Source organism: Fictibacillus iocasae, assembly GCF_042665465.1.
Taxonomy (GTDB): Bacteria; Bacillota; Bacilli; order Bacillales; family Fictibacillaceae; genus Fictibacillus; species Fictibacillus iocasae.
The window spans coordinates 42,945-60,851 of sequence record NZ_JBHTCP010000047.1; the positions used below are offsets into that span (position 1 = coordinate 42,945).

General features: G+C 45.7%; 15 protein-coding genes. 3 read left to right on the forward strand and 12 right to left on the reverse strand.

Annotated elements, in window-relative coordinates:
• Window positions 1-52 precede the first annotated feature (52 nt).
• Window positions 53-1,897 carry an LTA synthase family protein gene (locus ACFQPF_RS14120; RefSeq protein ID WP_379750366.1) on the forward strand — a complete coding sequence of 615 codons (1,845 nt, stop codon included), beginning with the start codon at window positions 53-55 and terminating at the stop codon, window positions 1,895-1,897.
• A gap of 86 nt (window positions 1,898-1,983) precedes the next feature.
• Here the strand turns inward: ACFQPF_RS14120 and uvsE are convergent, their stop codons facing one another.
• From uvsE to ACFQPF_RS14140, 4 genes are all read right to left on the reverse strand, one after another.
• The gene (gene uvsE, locus ACFQPF_RS14125) at window positions 1,984-2,949 is read right to left on the reverse strand and encodes a UV DNA damage repair endonuclease UvsE (protein ID WP_379750367.1); all 966 of its coding nucleotides are present in this window, start codon (window positions 2,947-2,949) and stop codon (window positions 1,984-1,986) included.
• 497 nt (window positions 2,950-3,446) lie between these two features.
• The gene (locus ACFQPF_RS14130; protein WP_379750368.1) at window positions 3,447-6,476 is read right to left on the reverse strand and encodes an efflux RND transporter permease subunit; all 3,030 of its coding nucleotides are present in this window, start codon (window positions 6,474-6,476) and stop codon (window positions 3,447-3,449) included.
• A gap of 275 nt (window positions 6,477-6,751) precedes the next feature.
• The gene (locus ACFQPF_RS14135; protein WP_379750369.1) at window positions 6,752-7,903 is read right to left on the reverse strand and encodes a hypothetical protein; all 1,152 of its coding nucleotides are present in this window, start codon (window positions 7,901-7,903) and stop codon (window positions 6,752-6,754) included.
• Entirely contained in the window at window positions 7,890-8,435 is a 546-nt protein-coding gene (locus tag ACFQPF_RS14140; protein WP_379750370.1) for an RNA polymerase sigma factor SigX, read from the reverse strand. Before ACFQPF_RS14140 ends, ACFQPF_RS14135 begins: the two co-directional genes overlap by 14 nt.
• Window positions 8,436-8,605: 170 nt before the next feature.
• Here ACFQPF_RS14140 and ACFQPF_RS14145 point away from each other — a divergent pair, with 170 nt between their 5' ends.
• Window positions 8,606-8,848, forward strand: a complete 243-nt coding sequence (locus ACFQPF_RS14145) for a hypothetical protein (RefSeq protein ID WP_379750371.1) — start codon at window positions 8,606-8,608, stop codon at window positions 8,846-8,848.
• Between the two features lie 250 nt (window positions 8,849-9,098).
• Here the strand turns inward: ACFQPF_RS14145 and ACFQPF_RS14150 are convergent, their stop codons facing one another.
• The 8 genes from ACFQPF_RS14150 to ACFQPF_RS14185 form a co-directional block, all read right to left on the reverse strand.
• Window positions 9,099-9,227 (reverse strand): hypothetical protein, encoded by a 129-nt coding sequence (locus tag ACFQPF_RS14150; RefSeq protein WP_379750372.1) that lies wholly within the window; start codon window positions 9,225-9,227, stop codon window positions 9,099-9,101.
• Window positions 9,224-11,437 carry a histidine kinase dimerization/phospho-acceptor domain-containing protein gene (locus ACFQPF_RS14155; RefSeq protein ID WP_379750373.1) on the reverse strand — a complete coding sequence of 738 codons (2,214 nt, stop codon included), beginning with the start codon at window positions 11,435-11,437 and terminating at the stop codon, window positions 9,224-9,226. Before ACFQPF_RS14155 ends, ACFQPF_RS14150 begins: the two co-directional genes overlap by 4 nt.
• Window positions 11,415-12,107: a response regulator transcription factor gene (locus tag ACFQPF_RS14160; RefSeq protein ID WP_379750374.1), complete on the reverse strand. Its 693-nt coding sequence runs from the start codon at window positions 12,105-12,107 to the stop codon at window positions 11,415-11,417. The genes ACFQPF_RS14155 and ACFQPF_RS14160 overlap by 23 nt, the downstream gene beginning before the upstream one ends.
• 312 nt (window positions 12,108-12,419) lie before the next feature.
• Window positions 12,420-13,028 carry a TetR/AcrR family transcriptional regulator gene (locus ACFQPF_RS14165; RefSeq protein WP_379750375.1) on the reverse strand — a complete coding sequence of 203 codons (609 nt, stop codon included), beginning with the start codon at window positions 13,026-13,028 and terminating at the stop codon, window positions 12,420-12,422.
• Between the two features lie 130 nt (window positions 13,029-13,158).
• The gene (locus ACFQPF_RS14170) at window positions 13,159-14,073 is read right to left on the reverse strand and encodes a GNAT family N-acetyltransferase (protein WP_379750376.1); all 915 of its coding nucleotides are present in this window, start codon (window positions 14,071-14,073) and stop codon (window positions 13,159-13,161) included.
• A gap of 181 nt (window positions 14,074-14,254) precedes the next feature.
• Window positions 14,255-14,452 carry a CsbD family protein gene (locus ACFQPF_RS14175; protein ID WP_379750377.1) on the reverse strand — a complete coding sequence of 66 codons (198 nt, stop codon included), beginning with the start codon at window positions 14,450-14,452 and terminating at the stop codon, window positions 14,255-14,257.
• Window positions 14,453-14,490: 38 nt separating this feature from the next.
• A complete protein-coding gene (locus ACFQPF_RS14180; RefSeq protein ID WP_379750378.1) occupies window positions 14,491-15,024 on the reverse strand; it encodes a general stress protein in 534 nt (177 codons plus the stop codon).
• A gap of 56 nt (window positions 15,025-15,080) precedes the next feature.
• Window positions 15,081-15,380, reverse strand: a complete 300-nt coding sequence (locus tag ACFQPF_RS14185) for a hypothetical protein (RefSeq protein ID WP_379750379.1) — start codon at window positions 15,378-15,380, stop codon at window positions 15,081-15,083.
• A gap of 152 nt (window positions 15,381-15,532) precedes the next feature.
• Between ACFQPF_RS14185 and ACFQPF_RS14190 the strand changes: the two genes are divergently transcribed.
• Window positions 15,533-17,890 carry a transglycosylase domain-containing protein gene (locus ACFQPF_RS14190; RefSeq protein ID WP_379750380.1) on the forward strand — a complete coding sequence of 786 codons (2,358 nt, stop codon included), beginning with the start codon at window positions 15,533-15,535 and terminating at the stop codon, window positions 17,888-17,890.
• Window positions 17,891-17,907 lie beyond the last annotated feature (17 nt).

Genomic DNA, 17,907 nt, shown 5'->3' on the forward strand with positions numbered 1-17,907 from the left:
CTAAGTACGATCTTTTAGAATGACGCCGCACCATGTTAGGAGGGCTGTTTGAGTGCTGTTGATTGTTAAAAAACATCCTGCATTATTGCTCGCCATCTCTTTTTTATGGCTTAAAACGTATATTGTCTATCAGCTGTCATTTAATTTGTCTGGTTCTCATCTTGTGCAGCAGCTGCTTTTGTTCATTAATCCACTTAGCTTTCTTGTCTTTTATATAGGCCTTGCGTACTTTGTTTCGGTCAATCGCCGCAATCGGATCATTTTTATTTTATCGCTTGTTTACAGCATTATCCTATACGTGAACGCGGTGTATTACCGTTTTTTCACTGATTTTATTACCGTTCCGGTGCTGTTTCAAACGAAAAATGCCGGCGATATCGGCAACAGCTTGTATGAGCTCGTTTATGCAGCGGATGTGTTATTCTTTGCCGACACGGTGCTGCTGTATATGCTGCTTAAGAAACCATTCTTTCAGGCGGCAATTGTTACAACAAAAACACGGCGGATGGTTATGATGACTGGTGCTGTCCTGCTCGCTCTTCAGCTCTCACTTGCTGAAACGCAGCGTCCTCAGCTGCTGACGAGGACGTTCGACCGCCATCTGCTCGTGAAAAACCTTGGCACGTTCAACTATCATCTTTACGATATTCTGCTTTATTCCAAGTCTTCGATGAAGAGCGCGTTTGCGAGCAATGTGGACGCGGATGAAATGAAAAAGCAGGCAAAGGATGATCCGGTGAACAACCCGAAACTGTTTGGCGCGGCAAAGGGCAAGAACCTGATCGTGGTCTCGCTTGAATCCACACAAAGCTTTGTGATTGATTATAAAGTGAACGGTCAAGAAGTGACACCGTTTCTGAACAAGCTGGCGCGTTCGAGCTATTATTTTCCTAACTTTTATCATCAGACAGGACAGGGAAAAACGTCTGATGCCGAGTTTATTACCGATAATTCACTCTATCCTCTTCCTCGGGGAGCCGTGTTTCAAACGCATGCACTCAATGAGTATAAAGCTACTCCTGAGATTTTGAAGGAAAAAGGCTATTATTCTGCTGTATTCCACGGCAACGACAAAAGCTTCTGGAACCGTGACATCATGTATCAAACCCTAGGCTATGACCACTATTTCAGTGAGGAGTATTATGATCGTTCAGAGGAAGATTCGGTGAATTATGGGCTGAAGGACATTCCGTTCGTGGAGCAGACTGTTCCATATTTAAAAAAGCTGCCGAAGCCCTTTTACGCCAAGGTGATCACGCTGACGAATCACCATCCGTATTTGCTGAATGAAGAAGACCAGATGATCGACACGTTTCCATCATCAGACCCGATCGTGAGCCGTTATTTTACAACCGTCCGGTATGCTGATGAAGCGATCAAGGTTTTGTTTAGCAAGCTAAAAAAGGCTCGCCTCTATAAGAACTCGGTCATTGTGATCTATGGCGATCATTACGGAATTTCCGAGCGGCATGAAGAGGGCTTGGCACAAATCCTCAAACGCGAGGATGGTGTATTGACACCATTTGACCATGTGCAGCTGCAGAGAGTTCCATTGTTCATTCACGTGCCCGGAAAGAAAGGCAAACAGATCAAAACAATCGGCGGCCAAATTGATCTGAAGCCTACCCTTCTTCACCTGCTCGGCATTAATTTAAAAGGCGATTATCATTTTGGTACGGACCTTTTCTCGAAAAAACGTGAAGAATTGGCTGTCTTTCGTGATGGAACGGTCATTTCAAAGGACTTGGTTTATACGGATGAATCCTGCTTTACCCAGCCTTCGGGGACAGAGACAGACCCCGCCTTGTGCGAGCCTTTAGCTGCCAAAGCACAGGAAGAACTGGACCGATCGGATGATATCATATACGGTGACCTGCTCCGTTTTTTGGTCAAATAAACAAAACCTTTAATCATCATAGAAAATAAAGTGTTAGGAAAAAAGGCTGCAGAAGAACGGTAACGCGTTCGTTTCTGCAGCCTTTCTTATTTGAGGCGGAAAGTGGCACCGTCTAGTATCTCCACATCATTTCTTGACCGCACTTCCTCCATCAGCCGAAACAGCGCCTCGTCCTTCCGCTTCGCTTCGATCATGCAGTCGATATGTTCGACACTGCCCTTTATCCCGTGCAGAAAGCGAAAGAACATCTCACTGTCCACGAAGTCCGCATGACTTCTAAACTCTTTCTCGCTTTTAGGAGATGAGATATGCATCTTGACCGGAAGCGGCGAAGCACACCATGTGCCGACGGCCCGCTCCCAGTGGGACTCCCAATCTGGATCGTGATGGTGGGCAAGATGATGATGGTAGTCAAAAACGTGCGGAATGCCTAGCTTCTCACACAAATAAAGCGTATCGGTCATCGAGAACGATTTGTCGTCGTTTTCAAGCATGATCATCCTCTGCAGCTGATGCGGCACGAACATCCAGTTATGAACGAACCGCTCGAGCGCCACATCCGTTTCCTTATAGTTGCCGCCAACATGCATCACACAGCGGTGCTCTGTCGGTATATTCATCCCTTCAAGCAATCTATGATGCATCTGCAATGTCTTGATCGAGTTCTTTAATACGTCATCTTTTGTCGAGTTGATGAGCACAAAATGATCCGGATGAAAATCCAGCCTCATCTTATGCTTTGCCGCAAACTCACCGATCGCTGCAAGTTCTTCTTTTAATGGAGCTATATAGTTCCACCCTGGCAAATCTGGATGATCGGCGAGCGGAACAATACGCGAGGTCATCCGGTAAAATCGTATATCGCTGGCCGCGTTATGTTTGAGGATACGCAGCATATTCGTCAGGTTGGATCGCGCGATACGCTCGAGCTTCCGTATCGCTGCATCACGGTCTTCAATCTTGCTGAACTGCGCATAAGTCATCGTCTGTGATGGCGAAGCATTCACCAGTTCCATGCTCATCGCCACATAACCAAGTCGGACAATCGTCAACTTCCCTCCACCTTCTTTCCTGACACACAGTCTATTTGTATCAGTATGTCCAACTATTCCACGTATTTTGGGGTACGGTACTCGAAAAAGACAATTTTCGTTGAAATTCCGTCTGGGATGGACACATTGATCGATGCATGACTTTATTGATGAACGTTAGGATCAAATTTATGAATATCTTCGTTAATTTGTCCTCTTACACTCATCTTTTTCTTCTTATTTTTTAAACTTAAGCAGCATTTTTGTCTAACTTGTTTATTTCTGCAGTTAGAAGCAGGCTTTTTAAAGGGGTTCACATCATATCATCGCTTTTATACGACAAAATCCTCATTTGTTACAACACCTTTTAATAAAGTTAAGACACAAAATCTATTTTTCACAGCGATTACTCGCATCGTTACAACAATTGATGCTTCAGCAGCCATACAGCCACTGAACAGATAACGCCGAAACCCCGGAAACATAGACGTTTCCGGGGTTCCACTTCACTGCAGCAATTATGCTGCTTCGGTCATAGCTTTCTTCTTTTTTCGTCGGAAAAGGTTTCCGATGTTCATGAGCATTTCATAGACGACTGGCACGACGATAAGCGTCAATAATGTCGACACGGTCAGACCGCCGATAACGACGATGGCGAGACTCTTCGAAACGAGGCTTCCGTTTGCTTCGCCGAACAATAATGGCAGCATCGCGCAGACTGTGGCGACGGCCGTCATGATGATCGGGCGAAGACGTGTGGATCCGGCTTCTAATATGGCTTCGCGCAGCGCCAAGCCTTTCTCCTTCTGCTGCTGAACGCGGTCTAGCAGTACGATCGCGTTCGTGACGACGACCCCGATCAGCATGAGTGCACCGATCATCGATGAAATATCGAGCGGGATGCGCGAGATAACGAGGGCGATGATGGCTCCTGCTGCAGCAAGCGGCAAGCTGAAAAGAATCGCGAACGGTGCTCGCGCCTGGCCGAACGTGATGACCATGATCAGGTACACGATTCCGATCGCCGCTGCCATCGTCATGAACAAGTCGGCGAACTGATCGTTCATCTCTTCTCCCGCTCCACCAAGACTGACTTTCACGCCATCTGGCTTATCGAGTTTCTTGAGCATGCCAGCCACTTCCATGTTCACGCTCTTCACATCTTTGGCTGTAATTTTTCCAGTGACCTGCAAGTATTCTTTGCCGTCTTTACGGAACACTTGTGACTTAGCAGGCTGAAGCGTCAGATCGGCTACATCCTTCAAAGCGACAGGTCCTGCCGCCATTGAGAGGACCGGAAGATTCAATAAATCGTCGCGATCCTTCACATCACTTAGGTCGTAGCTCATCAATACGGGAAGCTTCACACCTTCCATGCTGATCTGGCCGATTGGATTTTTCCCTGTCAGCCCTCTCACCTGCTGAGCGATATCAGACGGCGAAAGCCCTGCAGCTGCAGCTTTTTTCTGATCAACGTTCAATACCCATTCGTTCTTTAGATCTTCACTGTTTGACTCCACATTCTCGAGTCCTTTGATTTCTTTTAACTCGGATACGAGCTTATCGGCCATTGGAGCCAGATCAGACTGTTTTTCCGCTGTAATGTTAAGGGAAATACCGTCCGAGCTGCCCCCCATCATCGTTGCGGCACCGCCGCTGATGACCGCTGGTGCGTACTCTTTTTCAAGAGACTTAATATGCTCGACGAACGCCTCTGTATCAGCGCCCTTCTTCATTTTCGCCACTAGCGTAACCACGTTATTACTCTGTGCTTGGCCCCATTGCGCCATCTCGCTTGATGTACCTACTTGCGAGTAGTTCGACGCCACATCTTTTTGAGCCATGATTTCTTTTTCCATCTTAAACGCGCCTGATTTCACGTCTTCAAACGACGTATCCTCAGGGTACTCCATCTGCAGCTGAACGATCGTTTCATCTGCAGAAGCGAGCGTGCCCGCAGGAAGTGCCATGTATAAGCCGATGGATCCTGCGAAAAGCAAGAAGCTTAACACACAGACGATGAACTTATGATTCAGCGACCAGGCGAGAATTTTCAAATAGCGCACAGGCGGCTTTGGTGTGTGCGGCTTCACGTTCTTGAGCATGCGATAGCTCATTAGGGGCACGACAGTCAAGGCCACTAATAGCGATGCGAGCAATGAATACACGACAGTCAGTGCGAATGGCAGGAAGAACACACCAAGCGTACCTTCTACAAATCCGATCGGCAGGAACACGGCGATTGTTGTGATGGTGGAAGAGGTGATCGCTTTGGCTACTTCTTTCACCGAGTCGACGATCAGTTCCTGAGACCGTTCGCCTGTCTGTAAACGGCGGAATATGTTTTCAATAACTACGATACTATCATCGACGAGGCGTCCGACTGCGACAGCCAATCCGCCGAGCGTCAAGACATTCAGTGTGATACCCGTCTGCTGCAGTAAAAACAGCGTCAGGAAGATGGATAGCGGGATGCTGATGACCGCTATTATCGTAGATTTAAAATGACGCAAGAACAGTAGAATGACGATCGAGGCAAACAATGCGCCGAGCGCGACTTCCTTCGCCATGCTCATGACCGAATCGTATACCGAATCAGACGTGGCATAGAAAACCGTCAGATTAAAATTGTCGCCGTACTGTTTGTTCACTTCTTTCATCTTATCTCGGAAATCATTGCCGATCTGAACGGCGTTCGCACTTGCTTCTTTTGTGACGGATAAATACATCGCTTCTTTTCCGTCAACGTGTGTGATGGATTCGCGTGTGTTCACTTCTTCAAGCGTCGCTACATCCTTCAAAAGCACGCCTGGCGCAACTGCGATCTCTTTCCACTGCTCCAGGTTTTCCATCTCGCCTAAAATACGGAGTGAGTTCGTTTTATCCTCCAGTGTGACATTGCCGGCAGGAAGGGAAACGTCCTTGCCTTGGAAAGCCGCCATGATTTGCGGCGCGGTCACTTTTTTCTGAAGCATGTTCTCTTGATCCAGCTGGAGGGTGATCTCTCTAGCCGCTTTGCCATAAAGCGCGACATCCGCGACCCCTTCTACCCCTTCAAGCTTTGGTATGACTTCTTCTTCAATCAGCTTATAATCTTCTGTCGTGAACTCTCCGCTTTTGTTCACGGTCACGTCCATGATCGGAATCATGGATGTGTTCAGCTGAATCACGAACGGCTTGCGCACGCCATCTGGAAGCGGGAAGCTGTTCGCAATCCGCTCGACTTCTGCTGTCGCTTCCTTCATATCCGTATCCGAATCAAACATCAGATCCACTTTGGATATGCCCTGGCCAGAAACAGAAGTAACAGAATCCACATTCTTCACTTTTCGAAGTTCCTGTTCCATTGGTGCGGTGATGGTTTCTGTCATCAATTCTGAATCCATGCCGTCTGCGAGCGTCGTGATTGTGACCATCGGATTATCAACGCTCGGCAGAAACTCCATCGGCAGCTTTGTTCCAGCGATTACCCCCATCACCGAAACGAGGAAAGCCATTATGACGATGGCTGACCGATTTTTTAACGAAAACCACGTTAACTTGACCATTGAATAAAACACCCCTAATCGCCCTCAATATGTCTTATGAAAGGCTTTCAAATGTCTAACACAAGGCATATTGTAGTACGCAAAATATGGAAATACAAGATGTTTTAAGTAAAATTTACCATTTTTACAAGAAATAGTTTTCGTCAGCGTTTTTCGCTAAAAAACGGGGTCCGGTACCTTTTGAAATAGATGCCGCTCCTAAAGCATTTCTTCTAAAATGTACCGGACCCCGACATAAAAAAGGAAACGCCAGAATCTCCAGCGCTTCCACTTCTTCACTGTATGAAGTTAATGCCATTTACTCCTTCAAACGGCTTTTCCATCGGATATGGCCCAATTCGTTCCACACCCGTATTCTCAAACATAATGGCTGAATTCATGCCATAGCTGTTTGCTGTCAGCAAAATGGCGTCCAGCATTTGTTTATTTTGCTCATCATCTGCAAGCTTTGTTCCTTTTGGAAAACGGATCGTTGTGAGCTCTGCCTTTTCTTCTACAGTCAGCGTTAATCCGAACGGAATAACTGACCGAAGCGATGGGTCACTTGGCTGTTCGTCCATCACGTTCAATGCTTCTTCTAAAGTCACCGTCTTTTCATGAAAACCTGATCCGAACGTGCTAACTAGAAACTCATCGTGCGTGCCTGTCACATATAAATAATGAGGTGCACCCGGCACGGCAAGCTCGAATGATTCTTTTGCGCCCATGTTGCCTAAATCATAGCCTGGCTTTCCATCACTGAAAAGGTAAGCATCTGTATAGCCGCCCTCAGAAAACGTCAGCTCTATCATCTGCTCAAATAGATTAGTATCCGCTTCTGATAATGTTCCAGGTGCGATGTCAAACTGAAGCGTATCGTTCTTTTCCGTAATTTTCATTTTTTCAAAAGGGGAAGGCGACAGGCCGGCGGCAGCGGGCTGAAACTCGTTCAGCTTATCTTGCAGCTGTTTCACATAGCTGCCATCTCCATCAACAAGGAACGAAACGGGTACAAGCAGCTGGGCCTGTTCATCCATATATGCGATCGTCACCCAATCCTGCACTTGTTCGGTCGCCAAGATTGGGGCGTGATACTTTGGGGCAGGCAACTTTCCAGCCTCACTATCCACTTTAAATGTCGTATTTTCCATGGACCTCTCACTTGAAGGCATCGTCGTTGTCTTGAACTCCCGCTTTTCTTGTGTGTCTTGTTCCTGAAAAGGCTTGATGGCCGCTGGCGTGAGGATTACCATGAGAGCGACCGCGCATGCAGAAGCGAACGCGGGTATGCCCCACACTTTTATGGATTTTCTCCTTTTATGGTCGCCTTGTACGAGCCGGAGCTGCACCTTATGAAAAATGGCTTCCTTAGAACGTCTGTCCCTGAAAGAAGGCATGTTCTCCAGATGTTTTTGAATTTGTTCTTCATTCCATTTAGAGTGTTCCATCTTTCAATACCTCCTCCATATCAGGATGCTGATCTAACAGGCTTCGCAATCCTTTAATGGCTCGATGTTGCGTCGTTTTCACTTTGCTTTCCGACCAGTGTAAGATCTGGGCCGTTTCTGCTATGGATAAGGATTGAATAAATCTTAGGATGAGCACTTGCTGATGTTCAATAGAGCATGATTTTAACATTTGGTACAACTGCTTCACCGACTCCTTTTGCGCCACGAATTCATCTGGCAGGGGTTCTTCATCTTTTAGATAGTTCTCTGTTTCCTTAATATCAAACAGCAAAAACCTCTTTTTACGGCGGTTCTGCGTACGCAGCCAGTCGATTGTCACATGGCGTGCAATGGAGTAGAGCCACGTTTTCTCTGTGCTCTTCCCTTCAAAACCTTCGTATGATTTTAAGACTCGGATATAGACTTCCTGCACGAGGTCTTCGGCGGTTTCCCGGCTTCGGACCATGTAAAAGATAAATTGAAACAGCGAGTGGTGATATTCTTCATACAATCGGTCAAACACATCCTGCACGTGAATTATCCCCCTGTCTCTCTATACTGTCTGTCGTCTCTTTATGTATTTACGTTACAACTCTTCGCTTATTCAGTGTAACGCTAAAAAATGGCGGGTGAAAGAGTAAGTGTTCGTGGAATTGTTACAATATATTTCAAAAGATAAGTGTTTTTGAAAGAGCAACTTTGTTGCCTAATGATGTCGAAGAAGTGGTTGATCTGCGTTTCAGGCGCACGCTTTCCGCGAGGCGTGGCGAAAAGCAGAAATGGCTCGTCCAGCCCCGACAAGCAAATGAGAAAGGGACCGGTAAGTCGGTTTGTGACTTATTGGGCACTTTCTCATTTGACCTCGAGGGGCTAGCCATTTCTGCTGGACAAATCGAAAAGCAGAAATGGCTCGTTCAGCCCCGACAAGCAGAAGGTGAAGGATAAGTAAGGCAGCGCAGCAAGACATCAAACGCAAGAAAAAGTGAAATTCTTTTTCGAGGAGTCGGCGCCTTACACTCCGATCGACTTGTTCATAGAGAAATTCAAGATGCTTTAAATACCTTTTTAATTGAACGCATCTTGAACTTAGCTATGAAGTTTGTATTTCTGTAAATATATTTGATTCAACTACGAAGGATATGAAAAAAAGTAATCCTCCAATCTAATAGATTTTCAGGAGGATTTTGCAGGCTAATTATTCTTTTCCTATATTCGTCACTGTGTTTGTTGTTTGTTTTATTGTTGGGCTTTCTGCGTTTTTGGCGAATCCGAAAAGGCTGTAGGTGATGATGGCGATTCCTATGAATAGTTTTTTGTTTTTCATGATATGGATTCCAGTTCGATTGTGACTTTGAAAAGGTCGCCGTCTACGTCGATTTCCATGCTTCCGTCATGCAGGTCGATAATGGATTTGGCGATGGCGAGCCCTAGGCCGGATCCGTCGGTGTGTCGTGATGTGTCTCCCCGCTTGAAGCGTTCAAATAGTTCTTCTATATTTCCGCCTAGCTCGTATTTTGACACGTTCTTAAACGAAATGATGACTTTATTCGGTTCTGACGTGACCGAAATGTACACGCGTGTGTTTTCCATTGAATACTTGAGGACGTTTACGATTAAGTTATCAAACACGCGCCATATCTTTTGACCGTCAACATAGGCATATAGCGGACTTGAAGGTGTGCTTAGCCTGAAGGTGACGGAGCTTTCTTTTATCGTTTCGTTATATTCGGCCATCGCCTGCTGAAGAAGTTGGATGATATCCACCTTTTGCTTGGAAAGTTCCATGTTTCCGCTTGCCATTTTTGAGACTTCAAACAAATCGTCGATCAGAACCTTTAGTCGTTTGGATTTGCGGTCGATCACATCCACATAATCCTCACGATCTTTCTCTGTGAGCCCTTCTGACTTCAGAAGTTCTGTATACGTAATGATTGAGGTTAACGGAGTACGCAGATCATGGCTAACATTTGTGATGAGCTCGGTTTTCAGTCGTTCGCTTTTGGCTTCTGCCCTTTTCGAAGTTTTCACCCCATGTTTTAAAGCATTTAAATTCCTGGCAAGCTTCGCTAATGCTGATTTCCCTTTGTACGGCAGATCGTGTTCCATCTTTCCAGAAGCCAGCTCATGAGAGTGCTTGACTATAGTATTGAAATAACCGATGCGTTTAAAAAGATAGGATAGGACAGGCACAGTGACAATGATAAAGAGAAACGCATATAGCGAAAATACAAAAGATTCCATAAAAACGACTACGATTCCCGCACCAAAACCTGATAGAAAAATGACGGTAAGAAGAAGCACGATCTGAATGCCGACACTTCTATTGTAAAACGCCTCTGAACCTACTTTATAAAACTGTCGCGCCAAACGTATGCTGAGCGCGTGTTGGAACGTTTCCTTTTTGCGAAGCTCAGGGTATAGCCAAATTCCTTGTATAAGTGTGAGCCATACCAGCAAAACGGCGAGTCCGAATTCAGCCAGTGCTTGACTGATCGAATAAAATGAATACACCATACTATAGTTCTGGCCGTTCATGATCAGGGCAGGCAACAGGAATAGCATAGAGAATAGAAATCCTGCCAGACGAAAATCCACAGGCAGCTTATTGTAGACCATTCTATTCTGTGAAGAAGATATTAACTGCAATGGACCCCATGTCTTGGCCAATAACAAGGCCAGGCAAAGCGCTAGAACACTCGCGCCCGTTGTGCTGTAAAACACGGTCTGCCTTTTGCTGTATTCCTCATATTGATTGAGTATCCAGTTCTCTGAAGACGTTGATCTCGGCAACGTGATCACGCCTTGATACGTTTTATCGAAGTCATCAGGATTGCCCGGAAATTCCATATAAGAAGGGCGCCCGCCGCTTATATACAAATAGCCGTTTCCAGATGAAGGATTATATTTTTTTGAGAACACAGGATCCTGCTTCGTTAAATCACTGATGCTATCAGCACCACTTACGTTTGTATACACCTCTTTTGTTTGAATATCCTCGAGGTAATATTGAAAGCCATTTTGATTAGGATTGTAATATCTTATATATTCTTCTCGTTCCTTTAGATAGGCATCAATTTTCTTTTCCTTTTCTTTTATCACCTTCGCTTTCACATACTCTTCACTTTTAAAATTTTCGCTGATGTCCTGAATCTTTTCGTCCCGCTCCTGTTCATACAGCTTCACGATTTCCTGATTGCCCGCCGCCTTCGCATCATCAATCCTTGGCTGGTACTGCGCTTTCAAATTATCCACTTGTACAGATAATGAGCCATATCGGGTACGGTGTTCTTCAATATCCTCCGCAGATACCTTTATCTTCTTTTTCAGATCATCTTCGTTTGGCGAATTTAGATGAGCTGTGCTGATGTAGTCGATGTATTCCTCTAGCTGCATGTCAAATTCATCGGATTCAAAAAAGCTCTTATTGGCGTATTGATCGCCAGCGTCTATAAATGACCAGATCCCGCTCAAACCAAAGGTCACCAGCAAGACCCATGCTACAATTTTTGTTCTATTTCTCCATCTTGTATCCAATGCCCCATACCACCTTTAAATACCTTGGATTTTTCGGATCGATTTCTATCTTTTCTCTGATTTTGCGAATATGAACGGCGACGGTGTTTTCCGCGTTATATCCCGGCTCTTTCCAGACGCGTTCATAAATATCATGAATGGAGAACACTCTTCCGGGATAGGACATTAACAGCTCAATCATTTTGTATTCGATCGGCGTTAACTTAACCGGTTCCCCGTTAACCGCCACTTCCTTCGCCTCTTTATCCAGCGTCAATCCGTTAAGATTAATGATTTCTGATTTACCTTCATATGTACCGAGTGTGACATACCGCCTGAGCTGCGATTTCACGCGGGCGATCAGCTCCAAAGGGTTAAACGGCTTGGTGACATAATCATCTGCGCCGATTTGAAGGCCGAGCACTTTATCGGTATCCTCACTCTTCGCACTCAGGATGATAATGGGAATGTTTCGTTGTTCCCGAATTTTGAACGTAGCGGAAATGCCATCTAATTTCGGCATCATAACATCCAGAATAATGAGATGAATGTCATGCTGCTCCAGCTTCTCAATCGCCTCTGAGCCGTCTTCTGCCTGCATAACCGTAATGCCTTCATTTCTCAAATATATTTCAATCGCATCGCGTATTTCTTTCTCATCATCGACAACGAGCACCGTAAACTCTTTCATGTTCTCACTCTCCCTTCTGCATTATAGCATGGTATATATTTGAAATTATCTTCATTGTACAGAGCGATTCTTTACAAATACTCAGCATAAATCTTAAGACTTTCTTAATTCTGGAAACACAAAAAGAGCACCAATCCAAATAAGGATGAGTGCTCCATTGCAAAGCTTTTTATAGAAGGTTAAGAATAGTATTTAGTCTGTTTAAGCTGCCAAGTCCATCTAAGAAGTTGATCTCCGTCTAAGGTACTGACTCCCGCCCCGCGGAAACCCTGCAACTGTAACGAAAATCAGGCTTCTTTGACTACTAAAATGTTATTTTATAATGTACTGCAAAAACAATTCTTCGAGTACTTTCCATGTTTGTTCGTATTTGGTTTGGTCGCCTAGGAACGAGTAGTGCAGGACGTTGCCGTCGCGCATGGACCAGAAGATTTCGGACATTCGAACAGGGTCGAGGTCTTTTTTAAATTCGCCAGACTTCTGCCCTTCGTCGATCACGTTGCCGATATACGAAATAAACCGCTCGTAGCGTTGCTCCATCACGTCTCGTAAGTCATCCTGCCTGGAACTGAACAGCCAGAATTCTATATAGACTCTTGTTGCCTGCTTGCTTTCTTCCGTAAGTTCTTGAACACGAAACCGTTCGAATAGAAAACGCACTTTGCTCAAGGCGTCTGGCAGGCTGGCAAACTCTTCTTCTGCACTTGAAAAAAATTCATCCGTCCGCTTCTGCAGCAGCTGGAGATAAATTTCTTCTTTGCTGGAAAAATAATTATAGATGGCGCCTTTGCTGATTTTAGAATCAGCCACGATGTCATCAATAATCGTAGCTTGATAGCCTTTCTGTCCGAAGCATCTTAACGCACTTTCCAATATGGCATTACGTTTCTCTTCCTTGTATTCTGCTGAGACCTTAGGCATAACGTTCCTCCATTAATTCCTTATATCACCATTAGTATACCAAATATGCCAGGCAGAAGAATGCCTGGCATACAAATTCCTCTATTAAAATTATTAACCTCTTTATCTTTTGTCCTGCCTGAAACAGCATTTACAGTAGTGCTGTTTCACTGTCTGCTGCTGTAACATGGCGGTTTTTTATCCCCATTTTCATATGCACCTGCCCCACCATCATTTCAAATCCTGATGATAGTAAAGATTCATAGACGGCTGTATTCGAAACAGGCAGATTCATCGTGATTCGTCGGCAAGAGGTGCTGTTTGGTGAGAAAACGGTATCGAGCAAGGTTTGTGCCGCCTCTTTTTGCCGTTCACCCAATTCGGGAGAAACGATGCATTGATACAGCAGAATGGCTGCTAGACTTCCGTTTTGATAGACGTGGCGGTAGACGGCATATCCGACATTCTCTCCGTTATGCTGCAGCAAGGCCACACGCGGATCTTTAATGCTCGCCAGTTGGGTCTGCCAAGCGGTTACCTTACTATGAAACGGCAAGGATTCCAGTTGTTCAGGTGCTCCTGGAATCGTGATAAAGTCTCGTGATGCCGGAAAGGGCACCGTCATTTCTCCTTCATGCTTTAAGAAGGCCAGTTTCTCAAAAGTCTCATACCCCATCTTCTCATAAAGGCGGATGGCACGCGTGTTCTCACTAATTGCTTCCAGTATGGCGATGTCTGCGTTTTTTTCTTTGTATATGTCCAAACAAGCCGCAATAAGCCGTTCTCCTATCTTCATGCCGCGGCACTCAGGAAGTATGGCCGTCCCCCCGTTCCAGGCGTACACTTTCCCATCGATTTCTCGAAAACCGTTTAAGACGAAGCCAACTAATTTATTTTCATGGACAGCCGCAACAGAATGCTCGAGCGACAAGCCTTCACCGGAAATTTTTTGAAGAAAACGATCCATGTCCATTGTCATGTCGGAATAATATTGGCTGAACGCCTCATTCCATAGGGAAAGTGCTTCTTCAAAGCGCAATTCAGAAAAACGTTTCATAGTTACCATAACGGGTCCACTCCCTTTTCATAAAATAAAAACGACTGGTTAGTTTATTATATTTTATTCTATCTGTCATTATTTGGCTAATGGTTTTTTTCGACAAACTGTCTTGGAATACATGCGGTTACCTTTTTATAAAAACAAAGAAAAAACGGCAAACCCTCGTTCGCCGTTTTTTCTGCATCATTTATAGATTACGATGCCAGTCATCATATTCTTTTTCAGCTTGCTCTCTAGTGTGGCCGTGACGTTCTTGAATTTTTCCGATCATTTTTTCCTTTTCACCCTGGATCTGATCGTAGTCGTCATCCGTCAGCTTGCCCCACTGCTTTTGCGCCTCGCCTTTCAGCTGTTTCCAGTTTCCTTTAAAACGATCCTCGTTCATGTTCCGTCACCTTCCCTTTTCCATCTTATTTTGTAAATTTAAAGTATTGGTGGCTGGTCGTTCAGCCTGTCGTCGTAATGGTGTGCGTTTCTTGTCTTATGTGTGCGGAACGTGTCATACACATTCGCACGCTTGTGAGAATCTGCTTCCACGAGCACGAGAATGTCACCTTGCTGGACATAGTCTTCATACTCTTCTGCTTGATCTTTCGGGATTCCCATGCCGACAAGCGCGCCAACCAGTCCCCCTGCGCCAGCTCCAACAGCAGCTCCGCCAAGCGCGGCTGCTAAAGGTCCAGCTGCAACAATGGGGCCTACGCCTGGAATAGCCAGTGCGCCTAATCCAACGAGCAGACCGCCGACACCGCCAAGGATACCTCCCGTTGCCATGCCTGCTGCAGCGCCGTCTGCTGCATGTGTGCCAGTTTCCTTCGTAACGGCTCTTACTTCTTCTTTTTCACGAGCAATGACGGAAATATCGTCCGAGTCATACCCTTGCTGCTTCAACTGTTTAATTGCTTCAATTGCATCCTCTTCTGTGCGGAAAATCCCAACTACCTTTTGCTTTTCCATCGTGTCACTCCTTTTATAGTAGAGTCTACGCTATGGTTTCCCAATGATAGGAAACTTTAAACACCCGACCGCTCGGCTTCTTCCTTCAGATGTGTAGCATATTCCACGATTTCATCCATTCGTTCGGGCAGCAACCTTTCTCGTTCTTCGGATTCCTTTTTCAAGAAATCCTCTCCCAGCTCGCCGATATCCGCTACAACGCCTTGTGTGCGGCTTCCGATTTCTACGTCTTCCTCCAGCAGACGGGAAATCTCTGTAATCGTTGTCCACGTTTCTTCATCTGCCGTGTTCTTTTCTGTCACTTTATTCAGTTCTTGAATAAGCAGGTGTATTCTGTCCATTGTCTGTGTTTTCATTTCTCCTCACCTCTTAGTCCCTTCATTCCTTTTCCTCCTCTAAACTAAACGGTTTGATTTACCAGTACCAGGGGTAAAGATATTCAGACCTTATTTATTCTTTCAAATGAACCATATGGAGCCTAGCCATTTCTATTAAAGGAGGAGTCCGAGTGTCCGACAGGGTGTCATTAAGAAAAAAGAAAAAAGCACTTCTGTGGGTGCGCCGCACGATCATTATTACGATTCTAATGATGGTGGTCAGCGCCATGACAGGCGGTGCCATGATTTACGCTTATATGGATGGTACGCCAAATTTAAATGAAGACGATCTTCGCATCCCTCGCTCTTCCATGATCTACGACAGCAACGATAAGTTCGTCATGTATGTCACCAGCACGGAGACCCGCGAATATGCTCCAATCAAGGATATTCCACAACACGTGCAGAACGCCTTCATCGCAACAGAAGACGTCCGATTCCGACAACATAATGGCGTCGATGTGAAAAGGATCTTCGGAGCCGCTGTCGCCAATGTGAAGGATGGCTTTGGTTCAGAAGGCGCGAGTACCATCACACAGCAGGTCGTCAAGAATAGCGTCTTAAGCTCTGAGAAAACCGTTAAGCGTAAAGTGCAGGAAGCGTATCTTGCCGTCCAGCTCGAACGGGAATATTCGAAGGACCAGATACTTGAGATGTACTTGAATAAAATATATTTTGGACAATCGGCATACGGTGTCTCAACCGCCGCCAAAGTGTACTTTAACAAACCGCTCAGCAAGCTAACCGTAGCCGAGGCGGCGCTACTCGCGGGATTGCCTCAGCGCCCGAGTGATTATAACCCTTATGTGAATCCGGATAAGGCTGAGAATCGAAGAAATATCGTCCTTTCCCTGATGCACAAGCATGGCTTTATCTCAGAAGCCGAGAAAAAAGAAGCTGCGAGCATACCGGTGAAAAAGATGCTGTCCAAGCCATCTAAGGAAAAGGGAAAATATGAAGCATACATTCAGCAAGTAATTAAAGAGCTTCGTGAAAAAGGCATTTCCGATAAAGAAATTTATGAGGGCGGATTGAAAATCTACACAAACCTCGATCCTGTCCTGCAAACTCATACAGAGCAGGTTCTTTCATCTGATAAGTTCGTCAAGTATCCTGATGCAGAGTTTCAGGCTGGAACGGCTGTCGTGGACACGCAGACTGGCGCGATCCGGGCACTCGGCGGAAACCGCCAGGCTGAAAATGCCAAGGTGGAGAAAGGCTTTAACTATGCAACAGACAGCAAGCGTCAGCCTGGGTCTACAGCAAAGCCTATTTTAGATTATGGACCTGCCATTGAATATTTGAAGTGGTCTACGTATAAGCAGTTAAAGGATGAGCCGCTCAAAATTGGTGAAAAGGAATTCAAGAACTGGGACAACGAATTTCATGGCACGATGTCGATGCGGCAAGCGCTAAAAATGTCTTATAACATTCCCGCCATTAAAGCCTTCTTGGAGGTCGGTGATAAAAAGGCAAAAGCATTCGCATCAGGACTTGGCCTTGAATTCAAAACGCTCTACCCGGCCTATGCAATTGGCGGCTTTAACGAAGGAGTCTCACCGCTTCAGATGGCCGGAGCGTATTCCGCATTTGGCAACGAAGGTGTTTATCACAAGCCTTCAACATTGCGGAAGATCGGTTTTCCAAACGGCAATGAGATGAAGTTGGAGAATAAAGGAAAAAAAGCGATGAGCGATTACACCGCATACATGGTGACAGATATGATGAAAACGGTGGTTGAGGAAGGGACTGGAATGTCAGCCCGCATTCCTGGCCTGGAAATCGCAGGCAAGACCGGAACGACGAACCTTCCTGAAGGCATTGTTGGGAACGGCGCGTCTGACTCCTGGTTTGTCGGGTATACGACTCTTTATACAACATCCGTCTGGACTGGCTATAACAAAACCGACCAAGACCATTATTTAACAAAATCAGATCAAGCCATTTCTCGGGATATTTTCCGTCAAATCATGACCCTTGCATCAAAGGATAAGAAAACGAAGCCATTCACAAAGCCTGACTCGGTCGAGGAAATCTATGTGAATAAAGATACGGGCAGACTTAGCAAGTCCAGCTACGGCTCCTCCAATGTCTCGCGCGAGCTGATGGTAAAAGGAACGGCTCTTACCGACGTTGTGAAGCCTGAGCTTAAGCCGAAAAAGAAACAAGAGAAACGAGCAACCCCTTCCGATGCACCAAAACAAGACAAACCTGTGAAAAAAGATCCGCCTAAGTCGGACAAGCCGAAAAAGAATGAGGACAAGAAACCAGAGGATAAAAAAGACGCTAAACCGCCTGTAACACCTCCACCACCACCTCCTCCTCCAGCTGATCCGCCGCCTGGAGACGGTGAGGATCCGCCTCCACCGCCAGATGACGGTGGCGGAGATGACGGAGGTGGAACAGGTGAACCAACCGAGCCTCCTCCACCAGATGACCCTCCATCAGATGGCGAAGGTGATGATAAGGACGAAGAAAAGCCAGAATAATAGAGAAAAAGCAGCCC